The 27,000-nt window shown below is 69.1% G+C and carries 27 protein-coding genes and 4 pseudogenes; 20 read left to right on the top strand and 11 right to left on the bottom strand.

Translation table 11 applies throughout. The features are described from left to right. Positions 1-179 precede the first annotated feature (179 nt). The 14 genes and pseudogenes from K9S39_RS21495 to K9S39_RS21560 form a co-directional block, all read left to right on the top strand. Positions 180-1,049: a diiron oxygenase gene (locus K9S39_RS21495; protein WP_248865002.1), complete on the top strand. Its 870-nt coding sequence runs from the start codon at positions 180-182 to the stop codon at positions 1,047-1,049. Beyond that, positions 1,046-1,894, top strand: a complete 849-nt coding sequence (locus K9S39_RS21500) for a class-II aminoacyl-tRNA synthetase family protein (protein WP_248865003.1) — start codon at positions 1,046-1,048, stop codon at positions 1,892-1,894. The genes K9S39_RS21495 and K9S39_RS21500 overlap by 4 nt, the downstream gene beginning before the upstream one ends. Before the next feature lie 4 nt (positions 1,895-1,898). Then, positions 1,899-2,312: a holo-ACP synthase gene (locus K9S39_RS21505; RefSeq protein WP_248865004.1), complete on the top strand. Its 414-nt coding sequence runs from the start codon at positions 1,899-1,901 to the stop codon at positions 2,310-2,312. A gap of 19 nt (positions 2,313-2,331) precedes the next feature. Then, on the top strand, positions 2,332-2,571 hold the full coding sequence (locus tag K9S39_RS21510; protein ID WP_248865005.1) for a phosphopantetheine-binding protein: 240 nt from the start codon (positions 2,332-2,334) through the stop codon (positions 2,569-2,571). 22 nt (positions 2,572-2,593) lie between these two features. Continuing rightward, positions 2,594-3,421 carry a class I SAM-dependent methyltransferase gene (locus K9S39_RS21515; RefSeq protein WP_248865006.1) on the top strand — a complete coding sequence of 276 codons (828 nt, stop codon included), beginning with the start codon at positions 2,594-2,596 and terminating at the stop codon, positions 3,419-3,421. An 11-nt stretch (positions 3,422-3,432) separates the two neighbouring features. Next, entirely contained in the window at positions 3,433-4,392 is a 960-nt protein-coding gene (locus K9S39_RS21520; RefSeq protein ID WP_248865007.1) for a 3-oxoacyl-[acyl-carrier-protein] synthase III C-terminal domain-containing protein, read from the top strand. Continuing rightward, entirely contained in the window at positions 4,389-5,756 is a 1,368-nt protein-coding gene (locus tag K9S39_RS21525; protein ID WP_248865008.1) for a preATP grasp domain-containing protein, read from the top strand. Before K9S39_RS21520 ends, K9S39_RS21525 begins: the two co-directional genes overlap by 4 nt. Then, positions 5,753-7,048, top strand: a complete 1,296-nt coding sequence (locus K9S39_RS21530) for a type III PLP-dependent enzyme domain-containing protein (protein WP_248865009.1) — start codon at positions 5,753-5,755, stop codon at positions 7,046-7,048. The genes K9S39_RS21525 and K9S39_RS21530 overlap by 4 nt, the downstream gene beginning before the upstream one ends. 18 nt (positions 7,049-7,066) lie before the next feature. Beyond that, complete coding sequence (locus K9S39_RS21535; protein ID WP_248865010.1) at positions 7,067-7,333, top strand: acyl carrier protein; 267 nt, start codon at positions 7,067-7,069, stop codon at positions 7,331-7,333. 10 nt (positions 7,334-7,343) lie between these two features. Continuing rightward, a complete protein-coding gene (locus K9S39_RS21540; RefSeq protein ID WP_248865011.1) occupies positions 7,344-8,195 on the top strand; it encodes a hypothetical protein in 852 nt (283 codons plus the stop codon). Then, on the top strand, positions 8,192-8,794 hold the full coding sequence (locus K9S39_RS21545) for a hypothetical protein (RefSeq protein ID WP_248865012.1): 603 nt from the start codon (positions 8,192-8,194) through the stop codon (positions 8,792-8,794). Before K9S39_RS21540 ends, K9S39_RS21545 begins: the two co-directional genes overlap by 4 nt. After that, positions 8,787-9,947, top strand: a complete 1,161-nt coding sequence (locus K9S39_RS21550; protein WP_248865013.1) for an acyl-CoA dehydrogenase family protein — start codon at positions 8,787-8,789, stop codon at positions 9,945-9,947. Before K9S39_RS21545 ends, K9S39_RS21550 begins: the two co-directional genes overlap by 8 nt. A 32-nt stretch (positions 9,948-9,979) precedes the next feature. Next, positions 9,980-10,384 (top strand): holo-ACP synthase, encoded by a 405-nt coding sequence (locus K9S39_RS21555; protein ID WP_248865014.1) that lies wholly within the window; start codon positions 9,980-9,982, stop codon positions 10,382-10,384. Positions 10,385-10,456: 72 nt separating this feature from the next. Beyond that, a pseudogene (locus tag K9S39_RS21560) lies at positions 10,457-10,723 on the top strand (S-adenosylmethionine synthetase N-terminal domain-containing protein); the annotation flags it as partial. 223 nt (positions 10,724-10,946) lie between these two features. Here K9S39_RS21560 and K9S39_RS21565 read toward each other — a convergent pair. The 6 genes from K9S39_RS21565 to K9S39_RS21590 form a co-directional block, all read right to left on the bottom strand. Then, positions 10,947-11,144, bottom strand: coding sequence for a hypothetical protein (locus K9S39_RS21565; protein WP_248865015.1), 198 nt, complete (start codon positions 11,142-11,144; stop codon positions 10,947-10,949). Positions 11,145-11,319: 175 nt separating this feature from the next. Then, positions 11,320-12,777: a SulP family inorganic anion transporter gene (locus K9S39_RS21570; RefSeq protein ID WP_248865016.1), complete on the bottom strand. Its 1,458-nt coding sequence runs from the start codon at positions 12,775-12,777 to the stop codon at positions 11,320-11,322. 73 nt (positions 12,778-12,850) lie between these two features. Then, a complete protein-coding gene (locus K9S39_RS21575; RefSeq protein ID WP_248861994.1) occupies positions 12,851-13,444 on the bottom strand; it encodes a carbonic anhydrase in 594 nt (197 codons plus the stop codon). A gap of 964 nt (positions 13,445-14,408) precedes the next feature. After that, entirely contained in the window at positions 14,409-15,059 is a 651-nt protein-coding gene (locus tag K9S39_RS21580) for a carbonic anhydrase (RefSeq protein ID WP_283112604.1), read from the bottom strand. After that, positions 15,052-15,408, bottom strand: coding sequence for a hypothetical protein (locus K9S39_RS21585; protein WP_248865017.1), 357 nt, complete (start codon positions 15,406-15,408; stop codon positions 15,052-15,054). The genes K9S39_RS21580 and K9S39_RS21585 overlap by 8 nt, the downstream gene beginning before the upstream one ends. Next, the gene (locus K9S39_RS21590) at positions 15,405-16,049 is read right to left on the bottom strand and encodes an L-threonylcarbamoyladenylate synthase (protein ID WP_248865018.1); all 645 of its coding nucleotides are present in this window, start codon (positions 16,047-16,049) and stop codon (positions 15,405-15,407) included. Before K9S39_RS21590 ends, K9S39_RS21585 begins: the two co-directional genes overlap by 4 nt. 603 nt (positions 16,050-16,652) lie before the next feature. Between K9S39_RS21590 and K9S39_RS21595 the strand changes: the two genes are divergently transcribed. The 5 genes and pseudogenes from K9S39_RS21595 to K9S39_RS21615 all read left to right on the top strand — a co-directional run bounded on the left by K9S39_RS21595 (position 16,653) and on the right by K9S39_RS21615 (position 20,918). Then, positions 16,653-17,255 carry an RNA polymerase sigma factor gene (locus K9S39_RS21595; RefSeq protein ID WP_248865019.1) on the top strand — a complete coding sequence of 201 codons (603 nt, stop codon included), beginning with the start codon at positions 16,653-16,655 and terminating at the stop codon, positions 17,253-17,255. Then, positions 17,192-17,908, top strand: a pseudogene (locus tag K9S39_RS21600) (ATP-binding cassette domain-containing protein); the annotation flags it as partial. The gene K9S39_RS21595 and the pseudogene K9S39_RS21600, both read left to right, overlap by 64 nt. Then, positions 17,905-18,345, top strand: a complete 441-nt coding sequence (locus K9S39_RS21605) for a hypothetical protein (RefSeq protein WP_248865020.1) — start codon at positions 17,905-17,907, stop codon at positions 18,343-18,345. The pseudogene K9S39_RS21600 and the gene K9S39_RS21605, both read left to right, overlap by 4 nt. After that, entirely contained in the window at positions 18,342-18,974 is a 633-nt protein-coding gene (locus tag K9S39_RS21610) for a hypothetical protein (protein WP_248865021.1), read from the top strand. The genes K9S39_RS21605 and K9S39_RS21610 overlap by 4 nt, the downstream gene beginning before the upstream one ends. Positions 18,975-19,343: 369 nt before the next feature. Continuing rightward, the gene (locus K9S39_RS21615) at positions 19,344-20,918 is read left to right on the top strand and encodes a serine/threonine-protein kinase (RefSeq protein WP_248865022.1); all 1,575 of its coding nucleotides are present in this window, start codon (positions 19,344-19,346) and stop codon (positions 20,916-20,918) included. Between the two features lie 126 nt (positions 20,919-21,044). On the opposite strand, the gene arsM is transcribed toward K9S39_RS21615, so the two are convergent. Then, positions 21,045-21,818, bottom strand: coding sequence for an arsenite methyltransferase (arsM, locus tag K9S39_RS21620; protein WP_248865023.1), 774 nt, complete (start codon positions 21,816-21,818; stop codon positions 21,045-21,047). A gap of 136 nt (positions 21,819-21,954) precedes the next feature. After that, positions 21,955-22,188, bottom strand: coding sequence for a cold-shock protein (locus tag K9S39_RS21625; protein WP_248865024.1), 234 nt, complete (start codon positions 22,186-22,188; stop codon positions 21,955-21,957). Here K9S39_RS21625 and K9S39_RS43045 point away from each other — a divergent pair. Continuing rightward, positions 22,175-22,543, top strand: a pseudogene (locus K9S39_RS43045) (zinc-binding dehydrogenase); the annotation flags it as partial. The gene K9S39_RS21625 and the pseudogene K9S39_RS43045 sit on opposite strands and share 14 nt — an antisense overlap. On the opposite strand, the gene K9S39_RS21635 reads toward K9S39_RS43045, so the two are convergent. The 3 genes and pseudogenes from K9S39_RS21635 to K9S39_RS21645 all read right to left on the bottom strand — a co-directional run bounded on the left by K9S39_RS21635 (position 22,536) and on the right by K9S39_RS21645 (position 26,959). Beyond that, on the bottom strand, positions 22,536-24,719 hold the full coding sequence (locus K9S39_RS21635; protein WP_248865025.1) for an ABC transporter ATP-binding protein: 2,184 nt from the start codon (positions 24,717-24,719) through the stop codon (positions 22,536-22,538). The pseudogene K9S39_RS43045 and the gene K9S39_RS21635 overlap by 8 nt on opposite strands. A 780-nt stretch (positions 24,720-25,499) precedes the next feature. Then, a complete protein-coding gene (locus K9S39_RS21640; protein WP_248865026.1) occupies positions 25,500-25,784 on the bottom strand; it encodes a hypothetical protein in 285 nt (94 codons plus the stop codon). Positions 25,785-26,005: 221 nt separating this feature from the next. Continuing rightward, positions 26,006-26,959 (bottom strand): annotated as a pseudogene (locus K9S39_RS21645) (amino acid permease). Between the last annotated feature and the right edge of the window lie 41 nt (positions 26,960-27,000).

Genomic DNA, 27,000 nt, shown 5'->3' on the forward strand with positions numbered 1-27,000 from the left:
GTGTGTCTTCCGTGCGCCCAACTGATTCCGGTGGCCAGGAGTGGCCAAGCCGCTTTAGGCCGTTGCCACTTCCGGTTGGCGCTCATTACGGTTTTTCTCAGCGCCCCAAAGGGACGGTGCCCGCGAAAATCAGCGCACGCCGCGCCGGCGTTCCGACACGAGTTGGAGGATGTTCGAGCATGGTCAGCAAACTGATTGATCAGGATGACCGTTTTCTCGGGATCCTGGACCGCCTGACCACCAAGGCGATCGATGACTACTACAACCCGTACAAACTCTTCGAATGGCCGGACAGCCTCCCGGAGAACATGTGGTGGATGAGCCCGGAGCTGACTACGACGCACGGAACGGATGCCGCCGCAAGGCTCACCGAGGAGCAGCTCTACGCGCTGTCGCGCTACGAGAGCATCAACTTCTACAGCTTGAACGTGCACGGCATCCGGGAACTCCTCATCGAGGTCACCAAGCGCATACACACCTCGGGCTTCGAGACGCCCTCCGAGTTCTTCCACCACTTCATCGGTGAGGAAAATGAACACATGTGGTTCTTCGCCGAGTTCTGCCTGCGCTACGGAAAGAAGATATATCGTCAGCCTTCCGGGGCGGCCGTCGAGATCCCGCGTTCCAATGTGGAAAGTCTGCTGGTTTTCACCCGGATCCTCATCTTTGAGGAGCTGGTCGACCACTTCAACTCCAGGATGGCGCTCGACGACCGGCTGCACGAGACCATTCGTGCCATCAACCGGATTCACCACCAGGACGAGTCCCGGCACATCGCCTTCGGTCGTGAACTGGTCTCCGCACTGTTCGAGGACGTGAAGCGCACCTCCTCCGCAGAGGAACTGCAGGACATCGCCGCCTACATCAAGCGGTACATGAGCTACAGCTTCGAGTCGCTGTACAACCCGCAGGTCTACCGGGACGCAGGTGTCGAGAACCCACTGGATCTGCGCCGGGAACTCCTGGCCTCTGCTACGCGGACGGAGTTCGAGAAGAGCGTATTCCGCAAGACCTCGAAATTCCTGGAGAAGACGGGGCTCATCCGATGACCGAAACCGATGCCGCCCCCGACCTGTCCCAAGCGCTCGTCATTCTCGACCCCGACCGGACCGATCTTCTCAGGGAACTCGACAGAATATTCGCCGGCTGGGGAATGTCCGCCGGTGCCCGCGAAATCCTCCCGCCGCCGCTGTACCCGGTCTCCCACCTGGAGAAGTTCGACGTCTACACGAACTTCCCGCAGCTGGCCCTGGTCGCGGCACCACTCGATCTGAACAGTGGTGAGGGCAAGCCGGACGACGGCCGGTTCGCACCGTCCGACCTGCAGGAACCTCGACTCGGACTACCGCACGCGACCTGCTACGGCGCCTACCTGTACTACGAGAAGAGCCGGGTGGCCGACCAGACCCTGGTGACCCTGGTGAACCGCTGCTTCCGCAACGAGGAGTACTACGGCGGACTGCATCGGCTGCTCAGCTTCCAGATGCGGGAAATCGTCGCCCTGGGCTCGTACGAGCACACCCAGCAGGTTATCGCTGCCTTCGCGCAACGCATCACCGCGTTCGCCGAGGGGCTGAATCTCGGGCTGGAGAAGGTGGCTGCGTCCGACCCATTCTTCGAAAATGACGGCGCCCGCGCTCTGATGGCGAAGATCAGCCCGGTCAAGTTCGAGTTCCAGGCTGCAGGTGGTCTGGCAATCTCATCGGTGAACACGCACCGCAACTTCTTCGGCGAGCGCTGCGACATCCGCCTCGCGTCGGGCGACGCATACGCCTTCACCAGCTGCGTGGCATTCGGCCTGGAGCGGTGGCTGTCCGTTCTGCTCGATCTGCATGGCGGCAACGCGCGGCAGGCGCTGGAATCGGTCCGGGCGGCCGCCCGGCAGGTCCGCTGACGTGATGAACGGGCGGGTCGGAATCGACCTTGTTCCGTTCGGCCGTGTCCGCGAGATGGCGGAGCGCGAAAATGGGCTGGCGCTGCCCCGGATGCTCTCGGAGGAGGAGATGAGGCTCTCCCGCACGGCGGGTGTGCCGGACATCGCTGGTATTGCTGGACGACTGGCCGCCAAGGAGGCGGTGTTCAAACTCTTCCGCGCTCGGGGGCAGACTCTTCCGTGGCTCGATATCGAAATCCTGAAAGCTGATGGCGGCTGGCCCGTCGTACGACTCAGCGGGCGCGCCGCCGAACTGGCCCGCACCGCCGGATTCCAACACATCGAAGTGAGCATCACGCACGACGAACCATGTGCTGTGGCGGTCGCCTTCTGCGCCGGTGCGCCGGGGGCGGACGCCGGTCGGCTGACATCGGCCTGACAACGATTGAGGAGTGGAAATGACTTCGGCAGGTATCGACGAAGTACGCACGTGGATCCTGGAACGGAACCCGGAACGGGATTCCGTCACACCCGATGAGAACCTCATCGAAAACCGGCTCGTGGACTCGCTCTCCTTCGTGGAGCTGGTCTATGCCATCGAGAGCGCGAGCGGCGTCGAAATCGACTTCGACAACATCGACATCCAGGACTTCCAGACACTATCGGCAATCGAGAAGGCGTTCTTCGTCATGGCCTGAACTCCCGGAGGGGATAATCATTATGGAAGCTGTCTCATACACGGCCCAGTGGACGGCCGCGGCTCGGGCGGTCGAGTCCGAACGCGGCGATGAGGCGATGTTCGATGACCCGTTCGCACGCGAGCTGGCGGCCCCGCGCGGCTTCGAACTGCTGGAGAAGTACGGCGGGGGCGGCCTGCTGCCGTTCATCGCCATCCGCACAAAGTACCTGGACGACAGCGTCGACGCGATCCTGCGGGACAGCGGCATCCGGCAGATCGTCTTCGTCGCCGCGGGCATGGACACCCGGGCCTTCCGGCTCGCCTGGCCCCCCGGTTCGACCGTCTACGAGGTCGATCACGAGGCCCTGGTCACAGAGAAGGGCAGGCGCCTCGCCGAGCTGGGCGCGCAGCCGACAACCGAGCGCCACGAGGTCGCCGCCGACCTGGCCGGGCAATGGCTGCCCGCCCTGTACGACGCCGGGTTCGACCGCGACCAGCCCACCCTGTGGGTCGCGGAAGGGCTGATGTTCTTCCTCACCCAGGAGCAGGCATCCGAGCTGCTCACCGTCCTGGGTTCCGCCTCGGCCCCGGGCAGTTGGCTGGCCGTCGACTTCGTCAGCAAGGCCCTGCTGCGCAGCCCCTTCTCCCGGTCCTTCCTCAACGGCCTGCGCGACGACGGCACGCCGTGGCTGTTCGGCACCGACGAACCGGAGGAGTTCCTGGCCGGCTCCGGCTGGAAGGTGCGGGAGCTGAAGGAGCCCGGCGAGCCCGGCGCGGGACAGGGCCGGTGGCCGTACGAGGTGCAGCCCCGCAACCGCAGGGGCGCGTCCCGCAGCTGGCTGGTCCGTGCGGAGTTCGCGGGCCACTGAGAGGAGAGCACGTGCTCGACGCGACAACGCTGGAGAGGATCGAGTCGTTCCTCCCCGAGCGCAGCGTGAAGATCGACGAACTCGCCGGCAGCCTCGGACTCAGACGGGCCGAAGTGGGCGTGTTCCGGAAGATATACGGCCTGGACCGGCTCCGGTTCGACCCGGATACGGGCCTGTTCGACCTGGTCCTTCCCGCGGCACGGCAGGCGTTGAAGGCGCTTCCGGAAGGGCACCGGATCTCGTACGTCATCTACGCCCACACCATGCAGACCCTCACCCCACCGCACATCGATGCCGCTCAGGTGATCCGTGACGATCTGGGGCTGCACGACGCCGAAGCGTTCGCGCTCACCCAGCAGGCGTGCGTCAGCAGTCTGGGGGCCATCGACCTGGCGGGTGAACTGCTGCGGGCGGAGGCGCCGGAGGGCGCCCACGCGTTGATGGTGACCGGCGAACGGGCCTACTCGCCCAAGGTCCAGCTGATTCCCAACAGCGCCATCATGGCCGACGCCGCGGCCGCCTGCCTGGTGACCGTCGGCGGCCGGGGGGACGTGGTGCGCTCCCACGTGACGCGCACACTCGGAGAGTACGCGGCCGGCCTGGAGATGACCAAGGAGGAGACCCAGGGTTTCGGCCGGGCCTATGGCACGGTGCTCGGCGAGGTCATCCTGCAAGCGGTGCGCGAGGCGGGGCTGGCCTTCGGCGACATCGACCTCATCATCCCGCACAACGTGAACATGGTCTCCTGGCGGCAGGCGATCAAGGAGTTGGGCGCCGACCCCGACCGGTTCTTTCTGGAGAACATCGCGCGCTACAGCCACTGCTACGCCTCGGACGTCTTCGTCAACTACACCACCCTGCGAGACAGCGACCGGCTCGTAGACGGCCGTAACTACGTCCTGGTCTCCGTCGGTCTGGGCGCCACCTTCGGCGCCATGGTGATCACTCACCGGAAGCGGTGGGCGCGATGACCGGCCCCGCCTACACGGCGGATCTCAAGGAAGCGCTCACCGGCGACCGCGACGCCCGGTTCGTGTGGCTGTGCAACTTCGAGGTGGAGAACCAGTGGGCGCGCGAGTACGTCGGTCTGCCGGCGGCGCGCTTGTCGGTCACCAGCGCGACCGTGCAGCGCATGGAGGAGCTCGGCGTCTTGCTGGCCGAACCGGCAGACTTCCTGCTGCTGGACCGGCCGCTGGACGACGGCTACCGCCGATACGTCGAGAAGACCGGCCTGGGCGTGCCCGTCGAGCTGGTCACGCGGGCCCCGGCCAGCGACGATGGCACCAGCCAGGCGGTACTGGACTCACCGGAGTTGATGGACCGGCTGCGGCGGATCGCGCGAGATGGGGCGTACCTGATGCCCATGGGCAACTCGCCTCTGGAGCAGCGGATCTCCCAGGAGACGCGACTGCGCGCCGCGGTGCCGGACGCGGCCACCTACGAGCGGGTCAACAGCAAGATCTACAGCCGCCGGCTCGCCGAGGAGCTGGGGCTGCGCGAGATCCCCGGGTCCTGCTGTGAGACGGTCCCGCAGCTGCGCCACGCGCTCGACCAGGCGCTGAGCGACGGTGAACCGGTGATCGTCAAGGACGCGTACGGAGTCTCCGGCAAGGGCCTGCTCGTACTGGACAGCCGCAAGAAGGCCGACCGGCTGCTGCGCATGGTCGAGCGCCGGGCGGGCGATACCGGCGACGACGCGATGCATGTGGTGGTGGAGAGGTTCCTGCCCAAACGGTTCGACCTCAACTACCAGTTCACCATCGACCGCGCCGGGCGGGTCAGGCTCGACTTTGTCAAGGAGGCGCTCACCTCCGGCGGGGTGCACCTCGGCCACGTCATGCCGGCCGCCTTGACCCCGGCCCAGCACGAGACGCTGGCCGAGGCCGCGGAGGCGCTGGGCGGGCGGCTCCACAAGGACGGGTTCTTCGGCGCCGTGGGCGTGGACGCCCTCGTGGGCGCCGACGACCTGGTCTATCCGGTCCTGGAGATCAACGCCCGTCTGAACATGTCCAGTTACCAGGGCCGCGCCACCGAACGGTTCATGGCTCCCGGGGGTGCGGCACTGGCCAGGCACTACCCGCTGCGGCTCACAGCGCCGGTCTCCTTCGACGAGGTGGCCGGTGCGCTCGGCGCCCTGGCCGAACCACCGTCGGCGGGCACCGGAGTGGTCGTCACATCCTTCGGCACCGTGAACGCGCAGAGCGGCGCCTCCGTCCCGTTCGACGGCCGGCTCTACACCCTGCTCTTCGCCGGGCGACGTGAGGAACTCGCCGCGCTCGACCAGCGGGTGGCCCACGCGCTCGGACGATTCTCCACCACCGAAAGGAAGCCATGAGCAGCCGAAAGGATGCCACGAGCAGCGCGGAATTCCATGTGCAGGGTGTGCCGGTCTCGCACATCGCCGAGGAGTTCGGGACTCCTGTGTTCGTGTACGACTCCGAGGTGCTGCGGTCCGTCTACCAGTCACTGCGCGACCAGCTGCACCCGGCTGTGGACGTCTTCTTCTCCCTGAAAGCCAACCCGAACGTTAGCGTCACCTCCCGCCTCGGCTCACTCGGAGCCGGTGCGGAGATCTCCTCCATGGTCGAGTTGATGACGGTGACACGAGCGGGCATCTCACCGGACGACGTCATCTTCCTGGGGCCGGGCAAGACCCGCGCCGAGCTGGAGACGTGCGTCGCAGCCGGTCTGTACGCCATCGTGTGCGAGTCGCTGGACGAGGTCGCCGAGATCGAGGAGATCGCCGCCGCTGCGGACCGCGACGAGGTTCCGGTGCTGCTCCGCGTCAACCCGGACTTCCACACCAAGGGCTCCGGCCTGGCGATGGGCGGCAAGCCACGCCAGTTCGGCATCGACGCGGACGTGCTGCGCCGCTCCCGTGGCCTCTTCGACCGCCTGCGCAGGGTGCGGGTGCGCGGCTTCCACGCCTATATGGGCACCCGCTTCCTCAACGCCGGGGATCTGGCGCACAACACCCGTCAGATCCTCGCCCTGGCCGACGAACTGGCGCAGGCGCTCGGCATCCCGTTGGAGACCGTCGACTTCGGCGGCGGCTTCGGTGTCGCCTATTTCGACAACGAGAAGGACCTCGACCTTCAGGCCACGGTCGCCGGGATCAACGAGGTGGTCGAGCCGTTTTCCGCAGCGCACCCGGGGTGCCGGCTGATCAACGAACTCGGGCGGTACCTGACCGCGATGTGCGGTACGTACGTGGTGCGAGCGCTGTACGTCAAGGAGTCGATGGGCGAGCGGTTCGTGGTCGCCGACGGCGGCACCAACCACCACATGGCGGCGGTCGGAGTCGGAAGCTTCGTCAAGCGCAACTTCCCGATCTGCTCGCTGAGCCGGTACGACGACGAGCTGACCGACACGTACACCGTCACCGGGCCGCTCTGCACACCCAACGACGTCATTGGCAAAAAAGTCGTCCTGCCACCAGTCCAGGCCGGCGACCTGCTGGGGGTCGAGCGCTCGGGAGCGTACGGACCGACCGCCTCACCGGGCCTGTTCCTCAGCCACGGCTTCCCGGCCGAGGTGCTCGTCCACAACGGTGCCGCGCACCTGGTGAGGGAACGGGACCGCAAGGAGGAACTGCTGGCCAAGCAGCGCCTCATCGACTTCGACTGACACAGGAGAAAACTGGCAATGGAACGCGGCAACGTGATCTCGGCGGTGGAAAAGTCCCTCAGCGAGGTACTGGAGCGCCCCGTCACCGGTCTCACCGAGGAGGTACGCCTCTTCGAGGACCTGCATCTGGACTCGACGTCCGTCCTGGAACTGCTGATGGAACTGGAGGACGCCACAGACATCTCAGTGGACCCCGAGGATCTGGACATGGACGACTTCAAGTCGGTCGGATCGCTCACCGACTACGTCCTGTCCCAGACCGCGCAGACCACCGGCGAGGGATGAGGCGACGACGATGCCCACTCTGCGTGCCGCCTGCGCCGTGGTATCCCCGCCGCGCAGGCCCTACGACGACGATCCATCCACCCTCTCCTACTACCGCGACCTGGTCGAGCCGTTCGGGCTGGAGGTGGAGGAGGACCTGCTGCGCGCCGGGCCGAACGTCGGCCACCGGGATCTGATCGACCGGCTCGTCACCACCGGTGACATCGGCGACAGCACGCCGGACCTGGTGATCGTGACGCAGGCGCTGCCCGACGTCACTCCCTTCACCGCGATCTCCCCCTATCTCGACAGGCAGCTCGGCGGGCATGCCACCAACTTCGGCATCCACCAGCAGGGCTTGGCCGCGCCGTTCACGGCACTGCGCGTCATCTCCGCCTTCCAGCGCGCCGGCCGCAGCCGCGAGGCGGTGCTGGCCGTCCTGGAGCAGACCACCCTGCCCACCCGGCTCCCGCTGGTCCACGACAACCACTTGGTCGACTCCGGGGTCATGCTCCTGTTCGGCCAGGAGGGTGGGCCCCGGGTGACCGGAGTCGAGGCGGTCTCCGCCACCGAGCCAGTGGCCGTCCGGATCGGCGGGGTGGTGGACAAGGAGCCGGACGGCACTTTGGTGGTGGCCGGACCGTGGCTCGACACGGCCGCGCTCGCCGACGTCCGCCACCACTACCAGGCAAGCGGCGGCACGTACTGCACCAGTGTGTGGCTGGCGCTCGCCCGGCACTGGCGCTCCTGGCAGCAGGAGTACACGACGGTGGTGCTGTGCGATACGGACCCCCGCTCCGGAGACAGCCACCTGGCCGTGCTGCGGTCGCACGACCACGGCACCCTCCCGGAACCGGCGGGTGAGGGGAGGCGACGCCGGTGAACACCGACATGACGACCTCCCCGGAGGGCACGGCACTTGGGGACTTCGCGGCCGCACTGGACGCCTGCCACGACAGGGTGGCCCCGGGCGACCTAACGGTCTCCTACGGTGGCTGGGCCGTCGCCTCGCCGACGCGGGTGACCGCCGGCGCGCAGGTGCCGGGCAGTTCGGGGATGCTGATGGCGCAGCGCGGCGGAACACCGGCCGCCGACCGGCGCCAGGAGGAGTTCGCCGACGAGCTGATCCGGCTGCACCTGCAGACCGTACGACAGGTACTGAACGGTGCGGTCGCCCGGCTCGGCGAACGTGTCTCGGAGGGCGCCAACCTGCTCAACCGCCAGCTCGTCCAGGGCGCGGTGGCCGATGTGGCACTGGCCCTGTCGGAGTCGGACAACCTGCGGGAGCTGCCCCTGAGCACCCCGCGACGGCGTTGGCGGATCCACCGGGACCTGGTGAACGGGGGCCGTACGGCGCTCAAGCTCTATGGCGCAAGCGGCTTCGTCGCCGGGGGGCCGGGGACCGTCCTGTACTTGGCTGAGGTTCTGGGCAACACGTACCTGCACCCGCAGCAGCGGGGATCGGAGGCCGGAGATGACTGAGCCCACCGGCGAGCGGATCGCCGCGCTGCGCTCATACGTACGGGAGGCCGGCAGGCAGCTGCGCGGGATCGGCCTGGAGATCGACCGCGACCCGGAGGCGATCGGACGCCGGCTGGGACTGCCTGCCGTGGATATCATGCGCGGCTGCACCATCCCGGTGGAGTACCTGGACTCGCCGCTGCGCGTCGGCGAGTACACCTACGACATGAGCTCGTGCCTCGAACACACGGTGACCATCGAGGAGCTGAGCTACGGCGACGCGGGCTTCATGCTCGCCTGCCCCGGCCCTCTGATGTCGGGGGTGGCGGTGGGCGCTCTGGGCGACGACAAGCAGCGCCACGCGTACTACGAGCGCATGGCCGGCCCGGATCCCGTCTGGACGTTCTTCGGGCTCACCGAACCGGTCAAGGGATCGGCCGCCACCGAACTGGAGACGACGCTCGTCCCCGAGGGTGACGGCTTCCGGCTCACCGGCGAGAAGCGGTACGTGGGCAACGCCGCGTACGCCCAACTGGGCGTGGTGTTCTGCCGCCGGGCGCCCGGGCCGCTGGGGATCGAGGCGGTCCTCGTGGACACGGACGCTCCCGGATTCCACGCCGAGCCGATCCCGACCGTGGGCATGCGCGGAGCGCGGATCTCCGCCATCAGGCTCGACGGCGTACGCGTGGAGCGTGAGCAGATCCTCGGCTACGAGAGCCTCAAGCCGAGCCGACGCGGGCTGATCGGCGCCATCCGCACGCTCCAACGGTTCCGTCCGGTGCTGGCCGGCACCATCGTCGGGCTGTGCCGCGCGGTCCTGGAGCACGTACACGAGCAGCGCCCGGCCCTGGCGGGCAGTGCCCGGTCACGGCTGGAGGACATGGAGGACCGGCTCGCCGCCGTCCGCTCCCAGAACTACGAGGTCGCCGCGGCCATCGACACCGGCCGGGTACGCGCCGACCACGTCGCCGGGGTCAAGACACGCGCAGCGGAGCTGGCCGAACACTGCACCCTGGTCGCCGCGGAGCTGATGGGCCCCGGCGCGCTCCTGGAGGACCCGCTGTTCAACAAGCTGTACCGGGACGCGCGGGCCTTCGAATTCATGGAGGGAACCGGCCACATCCAGCGGCTGGCCGTCTTCCAGGGCGTACTCAAGGGGACGTTTCTCAACTAGCGGGACACCGCGGAGAGCAGGGTGAACACACGGTGTGGATCGGTGTCGACGTCACGCACGAGGACGAGCTCACAGCCCTGCTCGCCCGCCCGTGGTTCCGTGACTACACGTACGCCCCCGAGGAACTCCGGACCGCCGCCTCCTTCGGCGCCGAGCGGGCCCGCGAGTTCCTCACCGGCCGCTTCGCGGGCAAGGAGGCTGTGCTGAAGGTCATCGGCACAGGTGTGCGGGCGGGAGTGACCCCGCGCCAGGTGGCCATCCTGCGCGCCGACGGCGGAGCTCCGCAGGTCCACCTCTGCGGAACGGCGGCCCGGCATGCTCGCGACCGTGGCATCGCCGGCATCAGCGTGTCCGTCACACACAAGAAGGGCGCGGTCGTCGCCGTCGCGATCGGCGTGCCCGCGGCCTTGTGTACCGACCTCGGATCCTCGCGCTGAACCGCCCGGCGCGTCCGCCGGGTCGCCGCCCTCCGCTGTCAGGCCACAGCCTGATCCGACCCAGGGAGAGTTGTGCCCCGTCGTCTGTTCACCTCGGAGTCCGTGACCGAGGCGCATCCCGACAAGATCGCCGACCAGATCAGTGACACGATCCTCGACGCGGGCGACCAGGGCCTGATGTTCGGTTACGAGACGGCCAAGCTGATCCCCTTGCCCATCGATCTCGCACACCGGCTCTCCTACCGGTTGTCGGAAGTCGGCACAGGTCACCATCGAGTACCTGGGCAGCGAGGCGGCGCGCTGGACACCGTCGTGGTCTCCTCGCAGCACGCGGCGGACGCGCCCCGTCTGTCCACACATCACCGTGGGCGGATGCCCCGGGCGACGAGAGGGGCCGGCCTGCGACGCGGCCCGAGCGAGAGTGATGCGCGCCACGAAAGCGATCTTCACTGAATCGGGTCCACCGGCGAAGAGGCCGTAGTTCGTGCGTCACTGGGCCGAGAGCCGTTGTGCCCTCTGACCAAGCAGGACGGGACCGCGTGTCAGCACGCAGCACCACCAGTCACGATCTCGCAGGATCCCGCTCTGCGTCGGTGGCGGCTGTCGTGACGGCGGTCGCGTGCGATTCGTCAGCCGGAGGCGGTGTTTGGGCCTCGGTGTTGTCGTCGCTCGCCTCTCCATGATGCTTTATCAGGGCGAGTTCCGTGGCCAGCTGTTCTGAGTACAGCCGCATTTCTGCTTCTGCCCTGCGATCGAACACCGTTGCCTCCTTTGAGCTTTACCGTGCTGTGGACGAAACGGGAGTGTCGGGCGTGGCCACCCCTCGCCCGGCATCGGGCGAGGGGTGACAGTGGATGGGGCTTGAGTGGATGAGTCCTGCGCGTCTGCTGTGCGGCGAGCTGCCCGCAGGTCGCGCGTTCGAGATGAGCGGCCGGTCAGACTTTCGCAAGCATGTCGATGGTGGTTCCCCGCTGTTGTGCCCAGTTCTCCAGTGTGATGCGGCAGGCGTGGTCGAGGTGGCGCACCTCGGAGAGGTCGAGTTCGACGGGCCGGTCGTGGGGGAGCGCTTCGAGGGTTTCGAGCATGCGGGGCAGCCGGAGGAAGGTGGCGGACCCGGTGAGGGTGACGAGGAGCCGGCCGTCGGTCGTCTCATGGACGTCGAGGTGAAGGTGGGAGGTTTCCCAGGCGCATTTGACCACGGCGAGGACGATGCCGAGGAGGACGCCTTCGAACAGGTTGGTGGTGATGATGGCGATCGCGGTGACGGCCAGGACGACGGCTTCGCCGCGGTGCTCGCGCCACAGGGGCACAAGGTCCTTGACGGGGACGAGTTTGCAGCCGGCGTGGACGAGGACCCCCGCGAGCGCGGCCAGGGGAATGATGCCGATCGCGGTCGGCACGAGGGCGGCGAACAGCACCAACCACAGACCGTGCAGGATGCGGGACAGCTTCGTCTTGGCCCCGGCCTGGACGTTCGCGGAGCTGCGCACGATGACAGCCGTCAGCGGCAGGGCGCCGAGGACGCCGCAGACGGTGTTGCCCACGCCCTGGGCCATCAGTTCCTTGTCGTAGTCGGTGCGTGGGCCGTCGTGCATGCGGTCGACGGCGGCGGCGCTGAAGAGGCTCTCGGCCGAGGCGATGAGAGCGAAGGCGATTACCGTGCCCAGGGCGGCGAGGCTGCCCAGCGAAGCGAAGTCGGACATCCCCGGCGGCTGGACAGCCGACAGCAGCCCTTGGACTTCGACGCGGGGGACGGACCAGCCGGCCACGGCTGTAACGGCTGTGACCAGGGCGACCGCGGCCAGCGGCGCGGGCACCGTCTGGGCCTGAGCGGGGAGTTTCTTCCACAGGACGAGCACGGCGATGGTGGCTGCCCCGATGGCGAACGCGGTCAGGGCTGCGCTGGAGGTGGCGATCTCGGTGGCCAGGTGCGGCAGTCCCGCGATCTTGTCGAGTCCGGAGCGGGGCTGCTTGACGTCGGCCATGGTGTAGAGCTGGCCGAAGATCAGAACGAGGCCGATGCCGGCGAGCATGCCCTGGACGACGGCGATCGTGATCGCGCGGAAGAAGCGGCCGAACCGCAGGGCTCCCAGAACGAGTTGGACCAGGCCGGCGAGCAGGACGATGGCTCCCAGAACGCCGAGGCCGAATTCCTGGACGGCCTCGAAGACCAGGACGGTCAACCCGGCGGCCGGGCCGCTGACCTGGAGGCTGCTGCCGGGCAGGAAGCCGACGACCAGGCCGCCGACAATACCGGTGATCAGGCCGAGTTCGGCGGGCACTCCGGAGGCTACGGCGATTCCCACGCACAAGGGCAGGGCGACCAGGAAGACGACGAGGGAGGCCAGGACATCACGCCGCAGATGGGCGGGCTTTTTGAGGGTGGAGAGCATCAGTGGAGTTCCTCGCACAGCGGAAGCGGAAGGGAAGAGGTACTCGGCGGCCCGTGAGGCGGGCGGATGCGGGTCACAGCGGCCGGAAAGACTGGTCGTCCGGCCCGTACTGCTTCACTGCTCCGGTGTGCACCTCGTAGTACCAGGCGTGCACCGCCAAGGTGCCCGCCTCGACGCGTTCCGCGATGCAGGGGTGGGTGTGCAGCCGCTCCAGCTGGGCGACCGCGTGGCGCTGGACTGCCTCAGCGAGGTCCGGGGAAGAGGGTGTTGTCGTCTCGGGCCGGGAGGCTGCGCGCTCCAGCCAGCCCTGTACGGCCGGGATGGCGGAGAGGTCGTCCCCGCTTACCAGGGCGTTGACCGCGCCGCAGTGGGAGTGGCCGCACACGATGACGTCGCGGACGCCCAGCACCCGCACTGCGTATTCGATGGTGGCCGTTTCACTGGAGGGGTGGTCGCTGCTGTACTCGGGAACGATGTTGCCCGCTGTCCGCAGCTCGAACAGTTCGCCCGGCCGGGCGCCGGTGATGAGGGCCGGCACCACGCGCGAGTCGGAACAGGTGATGAAGAGGACCTCGGGGCTCTGCCCGGCCTCAAGGGTGCGGAACTCCTCAGCACGCTCGGCCACGTGCGTCGAGAAGGAACGTGCGTTGTCAACCAGGGACTTCATGGTGGCCTTTCTCCTGCGCCCCAAGCGGTGCTCGCGGGCGCGGTGTGCTCAGGTCATCAGTCGATGGGTGGCGTACCGGTGTGCCCGAAGAGCGGGACAGCCGGTGTTCTTGTGCGTCGTCGACGCGAAGAGGTGATCCGAGCGGGATGGCGCCCGCGCCTACAGCGCGGAACGCGTCACCATCGCTAGCGGTAGGAGCGGGAGCGTCTGTGATCGGGGAGCGACCATGCCGACCAGTGGCCGGAATCGCAGGGAATCCGTCGCCGCTCCATCAGTACATCTCCCCCCGAGAAACGTGGCCGTTGGCCAGACCTCATGTTTGCCAGTCAAGGCGGTCCGCTTGGTGCAACCGCGAACACCTCTTTGCTCAGAGATTACCTCATGGCCGAAGGTCAAGTCACGGTCAAGCACCGGATCATACGAGTGATTGGCGCATTGTTCACGGTGATGTGCCCAGGCGTACGCCCCATAGGGCAAGAGCGGAAGAGTGCTTCCACGAGCGCCCCGCCTCTTCGGAATCCGTCTTCACTGAATCGACACGCCTACTCGCCCATCGTTCGCTTGTGCTAATCGGGCTCGGCAGTGCGCATCGGGGCGGTATGCAGCCAAGTGGCGAAAGGTGGGAGTACCAGCGCTGATGCCCTCCGGCCGCCAGTGGGCAGCATCTGACGGATGCGGCAGCCATGCCTGAGACCACCCGTAGGCGACAAGGGTGATCGCCGTGAGTGATCGCCGTGCCGACGCCGGCCAGGCCCTTGGAATGAGGCGGGGGTGGCGGGCGGCACCGCGTCGTCGACGATGCGGTGCCGCTGACGAGGCAGGCGTTTTCAGGCCATCCCCAGGAGGGCGAGTGTGGTCGCAGGCGCGGCCATGAAATTCCCGCGACCACTCAGCATTATGTAGGTCACAATTATGTAGGTCACACCGTGGAGTTGGTCGCCCTCGTCGTCCGCCTGTGAACGGTTCAGGCGCCCGGCGCGGGGGCAGCTGCTTCCTCCGGCAGGCCACGGGACGTGACGAGCTGGGCACTGCCGTCGGCCAGCCGGTAGGACAGGCCCACTACGGCCGTCTTTCCGGCGGTGACCCGGTCGGCGAGGAGCCGGGAGCGGTCCAGGAGCAGGTCGACCGTGTGCCGTATGTGCTCGGCGATGATGTCGTCGTCCCCGGTGACCCCGGCGGCGCGAGCGGCCAGGACGCTGGTCGTGACGCGCTCGATGACGTCGCGCACGTACCCGGTGGTACCAAGACCGTCGGTCAGAGCGGCACGGGTGGCCGCGACCGCGCCGCACGAATCGTGGCCCAGCACCACGACCAGCGGACAGTCCAGCACGCTCACCGCGTACTCGATACTGCCCAGCACCTCAGGCCCCGCCACATGGCCCGCGGTGCGGACCACGAACAGGTCGCCCAGGCCCCGGTCGAAGACGATCTCGGCGGCCAGGCGTGAGTCGGAGCAGCCGAAGAGCACGGCGAACGGACGCTGGCCGGGTGCGGTCTCGGCGCGGCGCGCGGCGTCCTGGTTCGGGTGCTCCGACGCGCCCGCGACGAAGCGCTCGTTGCCGGCCAGCAGCAGCTCAAAGGCTTCGGACGGAGTCAGGGGCAGGTCGTCAGTCATGGCCGCAGGGTACGGCCGAGCCCGGCTCACCGCGATGGCGGGGGCCACCGGCAGCGGCGCGGGCGCGGCGGTCGGGGACTGGGCGCCCTGGTGTCGCCGGCATCCCCAGGCGCTGGGCGACGGCGGCTTCCAGCAGGATTCTCAGTGCGCGGCGGACCTGGTCACCCTGGTAGGGCTGCCGGTTGCCGTCGGGCACCTGGGCAGCGTCCCGCGCCCCGCCGCCCACGCGCTGTTCGCTGTGCACCGCCATACCGTGCACAACGACGGCATCGCGATCATGAAGGCCGCCGAACGGGTGGCCGAAGCGGCTGCCGCGCCGCCCTGTGCTGTCGCCGGCGAGCCGGGTCACGGCTCCTGCAGGTCGGGAACCACCTTGCGCAGGCGCTCGGCACTGATCGCGCCCGCGCGCTTCAGGACGGGAGCCGTGCCGGTGAGATCCACGATGGACGAGGCGACGGTGGCTTCGGTGACCCCGCCGTCCAGGTAGACGGCGACCGAGTCGCCGAGCATGCCCTGAGCGGCATCGCAGTCCTGCGGAGACGGCTGTCCCGTCAGGTTGGCGCTGGAGACCGCCATCGGCCCGGTCTCGGCCAGCAGGTCAAGAGCCACCGGGTGGGACGGCATCCGGACCGCCACCGTGCCGTGGGTCTCCCCCAGATCCCAGTCCAGCGACGGCAGGTGGCGGGCCACCAGGGTCAGGCCACCCGGCCAGAACTCCTCCACCAGGGCCCGGCCCTGCTCGGAGACGTCGGTGACCAGGTCATACAAGGCACCCGGGGAGGCGACCAGCACCGGCGAGGGCATGGCACGGCCCCGGCCCTTGGCCCGCAGCAGACCATCCACCGCCTCACGGTTGAAAGCGTCGGCACCGATCCCGTACACGGTGTCCGTGGGCAGCACCACCAACTCACCCCGGCGCACCGCCAAGGCGGCCTCGCGCAACCCGTCCGCACGTCCGAACACCGTGGAACAGTCATATCGATGGGCCATTGCCGTCCTCCATCCCGCCGGGCGTTCAGCCCGTACCTGCTCGCTCAACTCCGGCAGGCTACTGGTACGGCTGGTGGCGGAACCTGCTCAAGCAACGGCCGTACAGCCTTGGTTTCGCCCTTCGCCGAGGGCGCTTCCACTTCGCCGTTTGTCGCTCGGTCGAGCGACAAACGGTGCTCTGCCCTGCGGGTCACCACCCCGGCGGTGCTTCTCGTACAGCAGCAGTCTTCCAGGCCCGACAGACTCGGCCGCGCGGGCACTTGCGCGGCGGCCGCAGCGGGACTGAAGACCGCCCCGGTAGCCCGCCAGGCGCCAGGAGATTGCGGCGACGCACAGGATCTTCCCCCTCCTCGCCGGACGGCACTGGGTTCGCCCCAGTCGCACAGGCAGGCGCTGGAGGGCGCTCGACTCGGGCCTTGATCTGTCGTGTTGCAGTACGAGCCCCAGAGGGTGCGGCGGGATGTCGGCCTGACGGATCCGGCGCTCCCCCTACGCGATCATCATGCGATGGCCTCAGCCGCCCCGTCCGGATCGTCGCGCGTGCCGCATGAAGTTTGCCCGGCCGCATGAACCGGGTGCGGTCCGCCGGGCGATAGGGAGGGTGTGAGACTGTTCCGCCCCGTGGGGGCAGACCGAGACCGACATGACGACGCGGTGTTGCTGCGTGCCGTCGCCCGTGGGGACCAGGCTGCGCTGGCCACTCTCTACGACCGGCACGCCGGGTGGCTGCACGTGCGGCTGACGCGGCGGTGCGGCGATCCGGAGATCGTGCGTGAGGTCCTTCAGGACACCTTCGTCACCGTGTGGCGGTCGGCCGCTACGTACCGGGCCGGGGCGGCCGGCGGCTGGCTCTGGGTGATCGCGGCCCGGCGGCTGGTGGACGCGAAGCGAGCGCAGGCACGGGCCGAACGTGTCGCGTACGAGCCGCCGGCTGCCGCTCCGTCCGCCGAGGACCGGGTCCTGGCCGGGCTTGAGTACGGGGATGTGGGCACCGCCCTCGAATGGATCTCCCCGGAGCTGCGCGAGGTCCTGCGTGCCACCGTCGTCGACGGCCTGACCACCCGTGAAGCCGCGCTTCTGCTGGGCGTTCCGGAGGGCACGATCAAGACCCGGGCCATGCGGGCGCGCCGTGAGCTGCGCTCCTCGACTTCGGCCCCGGGGTGCACGGGCTGCTCGGCCCGAACGGCGCAGGCAAGACCTCCCTGATCCGGGTCCTCGCCACGGTCGCCCGTCCCGACAGCGGACGCGTCGAGCTCCTGGGCCACGATCTGTCCGGCCACCGGGGATTGGCGGCGGCCCGGCACCGGCTCGGCTATCTGCCACAGGACTTCGGGTACTACCCGGGTTTCACCGTGCGGGAGTTTGTCGCGTACGTGGCCTGGCTGAAGGAGATGCCGGGCGCGCAGGCGGGCCCGGCGGTCGAGCGGGCCGTCGCGCGGGTGGGGCTCGCGGACCGTATCGACACCAAGGTGCGGACGCTGTCGGGCGGCATGGTGCGACGGGTCGGTATCGCGCAGGCCATCGTCAACGATCCGGCCGTGTTGCTGCTCGACGAACCGACCGCCGGCCTCGATCCCGAGCAGCGGGTCGAATTCCGCGCGCTGTTGCGGGGGTTGGGCGAGGAAGGCACGGTGATCGTCTCCACCCACCTGGTGGAGGACGTGGCCGTGGCGTGCACCGAGGTGACGCTCATCGAGTCCGGGCGGGTGGCCTGTCGCGGCACGCCCGCCGCACTCGCGGAGCTCGGCGAGCGGACGGACCGCGCGGGAACCGGCGGCAACGCCATCGAGCGCGGCTACACGGCCGCCCTGCGCGGCCACCGCGCCGCCGCGGCGCCCGCCGAAGGAACGCGCCGATGACCGCCCCGGCCCTGTCCCGGCCGCCCGGCATACGTACTCCCCGACCGGGGCGACGGAAACCGGGCCGACGCACTCGCCACCCGCTCCACGCCGAGGCACGCAGCGGCCCCGCCCGCTGGTCCGCACTCGCGGTGTCCCTCATCCTCCTCGTGCCACTGACGGTCACGTCTGCCTCCTGGCAAGGAAGTTGGGGCCAGACACAGCTGCAGCTGCACACCATGGCCGTGATGCTCGGCGGTCCCCTGGCTGCCGCCGCGGGGTGCTGGCAGGGCGGCCGGGAGCGCCGGTCGCGCATGGCGGAGCTGCGTGCCGCCGGCGCCAGGGGCCCGCTCGCGCAGTTCCTGGCGGCGGCTCTGCCGGTGGTGCTCGGCGTCCTCGTCGGCACCGGTACGCCGCCTTGCCGCGACGGCGACCCGGGCGAGACGCCCGCAGAGTGAGGCACGCGGGTCTCCCGCTCGCACCGGCGTACGGCTACGCCCTCTACGCCCGCTCACACGCCCTGCCCCGCACCGTGGCCACGCTCCTCGGCACCGCGATCCTGGCCGCCCTCTGCGCACACCGGCTGAACGCCTACATCGACCCGGGCAGACGCGTACCGGTCGTGGCACTCGCGCCGATGCTCGCCGCCTCGGCCATCGGCATCAGCCTGCACCAGCACTCCACGGAGCTGGACCGGACCGCCGTACGCCCCGCATGGCCCCGGCGGCTGGCCCATCTGCTGGCGCTGACCGCCCTGGCCGCCGGCGCCCTGGCGCTCGCCGTGCCGGGGCACGCACAGGAATTCGGGGGCCCCGCGATGGTCCGCAACCTGTCGGGGGCGATGGGGGTCACGGCGGTGGCCACCGCCGTCATCGGCGCCCGGCTGAGCTGGCTGCCGACGATCGCGTACGTCAGCGCGCTGTACTGGGCGGGCGGCGGCGTCCCCGGACGAGCCGCCACCGTGTGGGCCTGGGCCATGCAACCGGGGCCACAGCCCGCGGCCTGGGCCACCGCGACGGGCCTCTTCGTCGCGGGCGGAGCACTCTACGTCGTACGCGGGGCACGGCCGGAGAGTGGGCACGGCTGAGGCCGCGGACGACATGGGGCATATGGACACATAGGAACCCCATGAGTCCGCCGGGAGACAGCCCGGCGGACGGGACGGTCCGGCCATCGGGACGGGCCGGGCCCCGCGACGGTCCGGGCCTTCCCCACGACCGGCCGCTACGGCAGCTGTCGCAGCCATCGCGGTCACGCCGCAGCCGCAGCCGCCGGCGAACAAGGCGACTCTCCAAACCAGTTGCCCCACGCCCCGCTCACCCCATCCCAGCCCCCTGGTACCCGGTGCCGAATCCCAGGAAATCCGCTGCCATGGCCATGCGATTCGCACGGGCTATGGTGCTCCGGCAACATGTTCAGGCGCGCGTGGGCGTGCGGAGAGGGAGAGGGTCTCACGGTGTCCGATCTGGGGCGTCTCGTAGCCAACCGTTACCGGCTGGTAGAGCGGATTGGCCGCGGAGGTATGGGCACGGTGTGGCGGGCCGAGGACGAGCTGCTCGGCAGGCACGTCGCCGTGAAGAAACTGCACGTTCCCCCACACCTCCACGACGACGAGGTGCAGCGGCTCTACGAGCGCACCCGCCGCGAGGCCCGCAGCGCCGCCCGGATCACCCATCCCAATGTGATCGTGGTGCATGACGTCGTCGACGACGAGGGCCTGCCCTGCATCGTCATGGAGTACATCCCCTCGGTCACGCTCGGCGACGTCCTGAAGCAGAAGGGCACGCTGCCACCCGGCGAAGCGGCCCGGATCGGCCGCATCATGGCCGCCGCACTGCGCGCCGCGCACGACGCCGGGGTGCTGCACCGGGACGTCAAGCCCGCCAATGTGCTGCTCGGGAACGACGGGCGCATCGTCCTCACGGACTTCGGGATCGCCGTGGAGTCCGGAACGCCGTCCCTGACCAAGACCGGCGAACTGGTCGGTTCGATCCAGTACGTCGCGCCCGAACGGCTGCGCAGCGGGATGGCCGAGCCCGGCCCCGCCTGCGACCTGTGGTCCCTCGGCGCGACGCTGTACCAGGCGATCGAAGGGCGCCCCCCGTTCCACCGGGATACCGCGATCGAGACGGCCTACGCCATCGCCGCCGAGGCATACGATCCCCCGCGCAACGCCGGGGACCTGGTCCCGGTGATCGACGGTCTGCTGGTGAAGGAACCCGACCAGCGGATGGACGCCCACGAGGCCGAACGCCTCCTGGGCCGTGCGGCCGAAGCGGGGACCGCCGCCATCGAGCCGCCCACGCGGCCGGAGCGTGTGGGAGTTCCCGCGGCCCCTGCACGAGGGGGCAGCCCTGCACAAGGGGGCAGGGGCAGGCGCGGCCGCCGCGCGCTGCTGTGGTCTGTCGCGGCGGTGGTGGCCGCGGCCACCGTGACAGGCGGCGTACTGCTGTGGCCCGGGGGCGGCGCCGATCCGGCGGGCGCCCGACCGTCGAGCGACCATCCGACGAGCGCCCGTCCGTCCGAGGGCGGCGCCTCCAGCGGCCCGCCGAAGACCAGCCCATCCCCGCTGCCACCGCTTCCCGCCGGATACCGCCTCAGGAAGGCCGGCCAGGGGTTCTCCGTCCCCGTACCGGACGGCTGGACCCGCAAGAGATTGCCCAGCAGTGAACTCGCCTACATAGACCCGTCCCGGCTGGTCGGCCTGAGGGTCAATGTCGTCGAGTTCGCGGGGTCCGATCCGCTCCGGCACTGGCACGAGACCGAAGAGGACCAGACACGTCGGGACAACAAGGGCTATGAGCGGGTACGGATGGGCCCCACGACGTTCCGGGGACGGCCCGCGGGGTACTGGGAGTTCACCTTCCAGGGCGACGTGCGGAAGTACCGGGCGGTGGAGTTGGCTTTCGCCGACGCCGACGGCACGCAGTATGTGGTCTACCTTTCGGCGCCGAACGCGCAATGGAACGAATACCGGCCGGTCTTCGACACCGCTATCAGGGGAATTCGTCTTCGCGATGGGTCGTCGTGATGCACCGTCGTAAATGAGCTCACGTGAGTCGTCGCGAAGAGGCTCACGTGAAGGGGCTCCGTGCGTGGGCCCCGTAAAAGGGCTGTCCGTAAAGGGGCTCCGAGGGTATGCGAGCCGTTGGCGCGATCAGCAGTCGCCGCGGCAGGAACCCGACGCGGGCTTGGTGGCGCGGACGATGGCGGAGTGCATTCCGTCGGCGACAGCGTGGGTCGGGGTGATCTCGATACCGGTGAAACCGGCGGCTTCCAGGCCCTTGCGGTATTCGGTGAAGGAAAGCGCGCCCGCGATACAGCCGACGTAATCACCGCGCTCGGCACGCTGGGCGGGCGCCAGTTCATCATCGGCGACGACATCCGAAACGCCGATGCGTCCACCGGGATCCAGAACGCGGAAGGTCTCGGCGAAAACGGCTGCCTTGTCCGTCGACAGATTGATGACGCAGTTGGAAATGACGACGTCGATGCTGTTCGCGGGCAGGGGGATGGCTTCGATCGCGCCCTTGAGGAACTCGACGTTGGCGACGCCGGCCTTCCGGGCGTTGGCCAGGGCGAGGGCCAGCATCTCCTCGGTCATGTCCAGGCCGTACGCCTTGCCGGTCGGGCCGACGCGACGGGCGGAGAGCAGGACGTCGATGCCGCCGCCGGAGCCGAGGTCCAGTACGCGCTCACCCTCGTGGAGATCGGCCACCGCGGTGGGGTTGCCGCAGCCGAGCGAGGCGGCGACGGCCTCGGTGGGCAGCTCGTCGCGCTCGGTGGCGGTATAGAGCGTGGCACCGAAGTTCTCGTCGACCTCGACGGCCTGCGGCCCGCAGCATGCGGTGCCACCCTCGGTGACCTGGACGGCGGCGGCCGCGTAACGCCGACGGACGGATTCCCGCAATGCGGTGGACTGCTCACTCATGGCCCGCTCCTCGATTGACCTGCAACTGACCGGCGGGCCGTCGACGCCTGCCTCGACGCACCCACGTCACGTACCCACATCGACCTAGCTGTATCGATGTGCTTGGAATCAAGAGTGGGCCCTGTATCGAGAAACGTCAACATAGGCGAACGCCGAAATAAGGTTCCGGGACCCGGTGGATGTTGTCCGCCCGGGTGCCCTCGGAGTCCTGAGTGACGTTGAAGAGCACTCTCTCGCCCTTGATCAGCCTGCGGTCCCGGTTGCCCTGGATCGCCGAGCGGTACGCGACGACCTCGCGCCCCGCGTCGTCCTGGGTGATGACACCGACCCCCCGTCCGGGATCGAACCACTTCACTATGCCGCTGGGCACGGCAATCACCCCCGTGATTGTTGAATACAGCACCAGAAGCACAGCGTGCGGCCGCCCTCCCCCGACGACAAGGGTGTGCGACCCGGCGTGCGATGTGTGCCCCCCGCGCGTCATTCCGCCTACGCGCCGCTCCGGCCGCATTGCGGGCGACGCCGAAGATCCGGGCGCGGCAGGGGTGCGTGCGGTGTTCATGCTCGTCGAACCCGACCAGGGCGGACTGCGCCAGATCGCGGCCCTGGTGGACGAGGGCCGGCTGCGTGTCGAGATCGCGGCGGCCTTCCCGATGGAGGACGCCGCGGGGGCGCATGCGCTCGGCGAGACGGGGCGGACCACGGGGAAGATCGTTCTCACCATGGTTCCGGGAGCCGCGCCCCGGATTCCGTGGCCCCGGGAGCCACAGCCCCGGATTCCGTGGAACCGGGCACCGTCGACCCGGATTCCGTGGAGCCGAGGTAGGGCGCTCCCTCACCCCACCGGCCGCCCGACGACGGACCGGCGCGGGCAGGAGGCCGACCGGCGCCGTTCCGGGCCTGCGGCCGGGCCTCGAAGAGCGAGGCGTAAAGGCCGCTCCGCTGGAGGAGTTCGGTGTGGGTGCCCGACTGGACCAGGCGTCCGTCGTCCAGGACCAGAATGCGGTCGGCGTCGGCGGCCAGGTCCAGGTGGTGGGTGATCACGAGGGTCGTACGGCCTTCGGCCAGGCGGCGGAGGGGGGCGAGGATGCGCTGCGCGGCCAGCGCGTCCAGGCCGGTCGTGGGCTCGTCGAGGACGAGGACGGGCGCGTCGCGGAGCATCGCGCGGGCGATGGCGATGCGCTGGAGCTGGCCTCCGGAGAGACGGGAGGTTCCCGGGGCGATCTCGGTGTCATAACCGTCCGGGAGGGCGGAGACGAACCCATGGGCGTCGGCCGCCCGCGCGGCCCGCACCACGTCGTCATGGGTGACGTTGTCCCGTCCGTCATGGGTGGCGTTGTCCCGTCCGCAGGCGATGTTCTGCTCGATCGAGTCGTGCAGGACGAGGACCTCTTGCGGCAGCAGCGTGATGTTGCGGCGGATCTGGGCGAGCGGCAGGCGGTCCAGGGGGATGCCGTCCAACCGGATACTGCCGGCGTCCGGATCGTAGAACCGCAGCAGCAGCGCGGCCAGGGTCGATTTGCCCGCGCCGCTCGGGCCGGTGATGACCAGCAGTTCCCCGGGGCCCGCGGCGAAGGAGAGGTCGTGGACGGCTTCGTGGCGGCTGCCGGGGTAGTGGAAGGTGACGCGCTGCGCCTCCACCTCGCCCACGGCGCGCCGCGGGGCCGTGGACATCAGGGAAGCGGCCGGCGGGATGGTCGTGGACGGCTTGGCACCGGACGTCGGGGAATCGGCCGCCGGGCTGGTCGTAGACGACTCCGACGCCGACGTCAGGGAATCGGCCGGGTCGGTGACGGACGGCTTGGCGTCGAGGATCTCCAGCAGCCGCTCGGCTCCGGCGGTCGCGGCGACGGCCGTCAGACCGAGCTGGCCGAGGTTGCGGATCGGCGGGAAGAGATAGCCGATGAAGGCGGCGAAGGCGAGCAGTTGCCCGAGCGTCATCCGCCCGGCGGAGATCTCCCATGCGCCCATCCCGATGATCACCAGGACGCAGACCGTCTCCAGGACCTCCACCAGTTCCTCGTAGAACTGATTGAGACGGGCGCTGCGCACCGATGCCCGCAGCCAGGTGCGCGCCTCGCGCTGGAGCCGCTGCTCCTCGTCGCGCTGCCGGTTGTACGCCTGGGTGAGGACGACGTTGACCAGCCCCTCCTCGACCACCGAGGTGACGGCGCCGTCGGCCTTGCGTGCTCGCCGGGAGACTTCCTTCAGACGGCCGGTGAAGCTGCGCGTGGCGACGTAGAACAGCGGGGCCAGGAAGAAGGTGACCAACGCCAGGTCCCAGCGCAGCCAGAGGGCTGCGGCCGCGTAGAAGAGGGCGCTGAAGACCGCCGCGGACGCCTCGACGACGCCGGAGATCACCAGCTCCTCGATGGCGTCCACGTCACCGGTCATCCGCTCCAGCAGGTCACCGTGGCGATTGCGCTGGTAGAAGTGCGGCGGCAGGGTCTGGAGATGGGAGAAGAGACGGGCCCGGAGCCGCATCACAAAGCGTTCGGCGGTCCAGGCGGCGAGCGAGTTGCCCAGGTAGCCCGCCACCGCGCCCGCGACGGCCACCGCGAGCCATTTGCCGGCCGGTGACCAGAAGGCGCTGACGGAGCCCTTCTGCAGGGCGTTGTCGGTCAGTTGGGCGAAGAGCAGGATGGCCACGGTCTCCGCGAGCGCGGCCAGGATGGCGAGCAGCAGAACCAGGATGAGCCAGCGCCGGTCGCCTTTGGTCAGCGGCCAGAAACGCCGGAACGCCTCTTTGAGGGCGACGCGCCTGGTGAGGATCGGGGCATCCGCCGCCGCACCGGGCAACGCAGCGAACACACCGGCCTCGGGCGCCGTACCGTCTTCGCCGCCCATACGAGCACCGGCATCGCCGTCCAGACGGGCTTCCCTACCGGTACCAGCTTGCATGGCGGCCTCCCGGTCCGGTAGCGCCGCGGCCCGCGGACCGGCCACTGGGGGTGGCGCTTCGAAAGGCGCCTCACCGGGCGCTGAACGTCGGCGCAAGCCGCGCGGCTGCATGATCGCTATGGTCGCTGTGTAGCAGCCGGATGCGATGTCACGGTCGGATGCACGGGCAGTTGACCGGCACTGCCCAACGGACAGGCCCCGGCACTTGCCCCAGGGGCACGGGCCGCACAGCCCCGGAGACAGACCCGCGCGGGGCGCGGGCCGGCCTCGTATCCAGGGCTCGATTCACATGCGGACGCAGATCCGATGCCTGCGGCTGCCGTGGAAGCGGCGACGGTGACGCTTGTGGTGGCCGCCGTGTCCGCGGCCGCCACACCAGTCGTCGCGTCCGTGGCCACGCGTACGCCTACGAGGGAAGACTTTGCTGAAGCTCATCTTCTCCTCCTCTGACTTGTTCGGCTTGGCCGCCGCCTCATGCCCTAGCGGCGACAACTCCGAGGCTACGACGCCTACATAGCACCAACAAGGTGTTTTAGGTGAAAATTCATCCAATACATACATTTAATACTTTTGTAGAATTTCGATCTTCGCCTTCGTCAATTGATCTCGACCGCCAGGGCGAACACGACCGCCGGTGGCGAACATGCTCGCCACCGGCGGCTCCCGGCGGGGCGCCCGCAGCCACCCACAGAGCCCGCTCGGAGCCCACCCGGACACTCACCACCCTCGGATCAGCCACCCATCAGCCGCCGGCACCCGCCACGCAGCCACCGGACGAGCTCACCATCGCCCAACTCCGGTACGCACGGGAGCTGTTGAGGCTCCCGCCACCGCAGTCCGGCCCGCGGTGCCGGCGAGCACTTCCAGGCGGTTCGCTTTGCGGTCCCAGTCCTGGCCGGCGTCCTCGATCACATTCGCCACCAGGGCGACGACCGCGGTGTCGAGTGAGCCTCGGGACCAGGCCGTCTCCAGGCGTCGCCGGACCTGGCCGAGCGCTACGTCGTCGAGTTCGGGGGCAAGACGGGGACGGTTGTCTCGGCGGCTGCGGCGTCTGAACGCGGGCATGGGTGGGTGCTTTCCGTACGGGTGGGGGAAGGGGAATGAGGGGTGGGGTGGCCCCCGGGGTGGGTGCGTAACCACCGGGGGTGGGGGTGCGTTGGGTGGGGGTGCGTTGGCCACCGGGACAGATGGGTGTTGGGGGCACGCGCGGGGCGGCGGTGTGCCGTCCACACCGCCGCCCCTGCAGCCGTCTTCGGCCGTGGCTGCAGCCGTTCTTCGGCCGTGCCCTACCGGGACGACGTCGCGTCCGCACCGACAGTTTTCCGGCCGAACCGCCGGCGGATCAGCGAGACGGTCACCACCACCATGGCCAGGAGCGCCGAGAGCAGCACCTGGATGCGGCCGCCGCCCGGCTTGTCGTCGGTGAGCATGTAGACCAGCACGAACGAGATCATCGCGATGGTGGCCCAAGTGAGGTACGGGAACAGCCACATGCGGACGATGAGCTTGTCCGGGTTCTCGCGGAGGATGATGCCGCGCATCCGCAGCTGCGAGAAGCAGATCACCGGCCAGACGAACAGCGCGACCGCGCCGGAGGAGTTCAGCAGGAACTGGAAAACGGTGTCCGGCCACAGGTAGTTGAAGCCGACGGCGATGAAGCCGAAGAGGACGGAGGCCAGGATCACGGCCTAGGGGACGCCCCTTCCGTTCGTCCGGGCGAACGCCTTCGGTGCGTCGCCGCGCCGGCCGAGCGAGAAGGCCATGCGGGAGGCGGTGAAGAGGCCGGAGTTGAGACAGGAGAGCACCGCGGTCAGCACGATGACGTTCATGATCTGACCGGCGTGCGGGATGCCGACCGAGTCGAGCGCCGCGACGTACGAACCCTTCTCGGCGATGGCGGGGTCGTTCCAGGCGAGGAGCGAGACGACGACGAGGATCGAGCCGAGGTAGAAGACGCCGACCCGCCAGATGACGCTCTTGGCAAGCACCACGACCCAGAAGAACCAGTACAGCCAGCCGATCGAGAACCCGGCCCAGCGGCCGAGCGCCCGGTCCGCGTACGCGGAGAAGGAGCCGGAGGTCGGGTTGGCGGCGGCCATCTCGCCGAGCATCCGCATCACGAGGACGACCAGCGCGCCGACCAGGGCGTGGGAGAGCAGGATGCCGGGGCCGGCCGCGGCGATGCCGGAGGCGGAGCCGACGAAGAGGCCCGCGCCGATGACCCCGCCCACGGCGGTCATGGACAGATGGCGGTTCTTGAGACCGGACTGGACAAAGTCAC

This window comes from Streptomyces halobius (genome assembly GCF_023277745.1).
GTDB classification, from domain to species: Bacteria; Actinomycetota; Actinomycetes; order Streptomycetales; family Streptomycetaceae; genus Streptomyces; species Streptomyces halobius.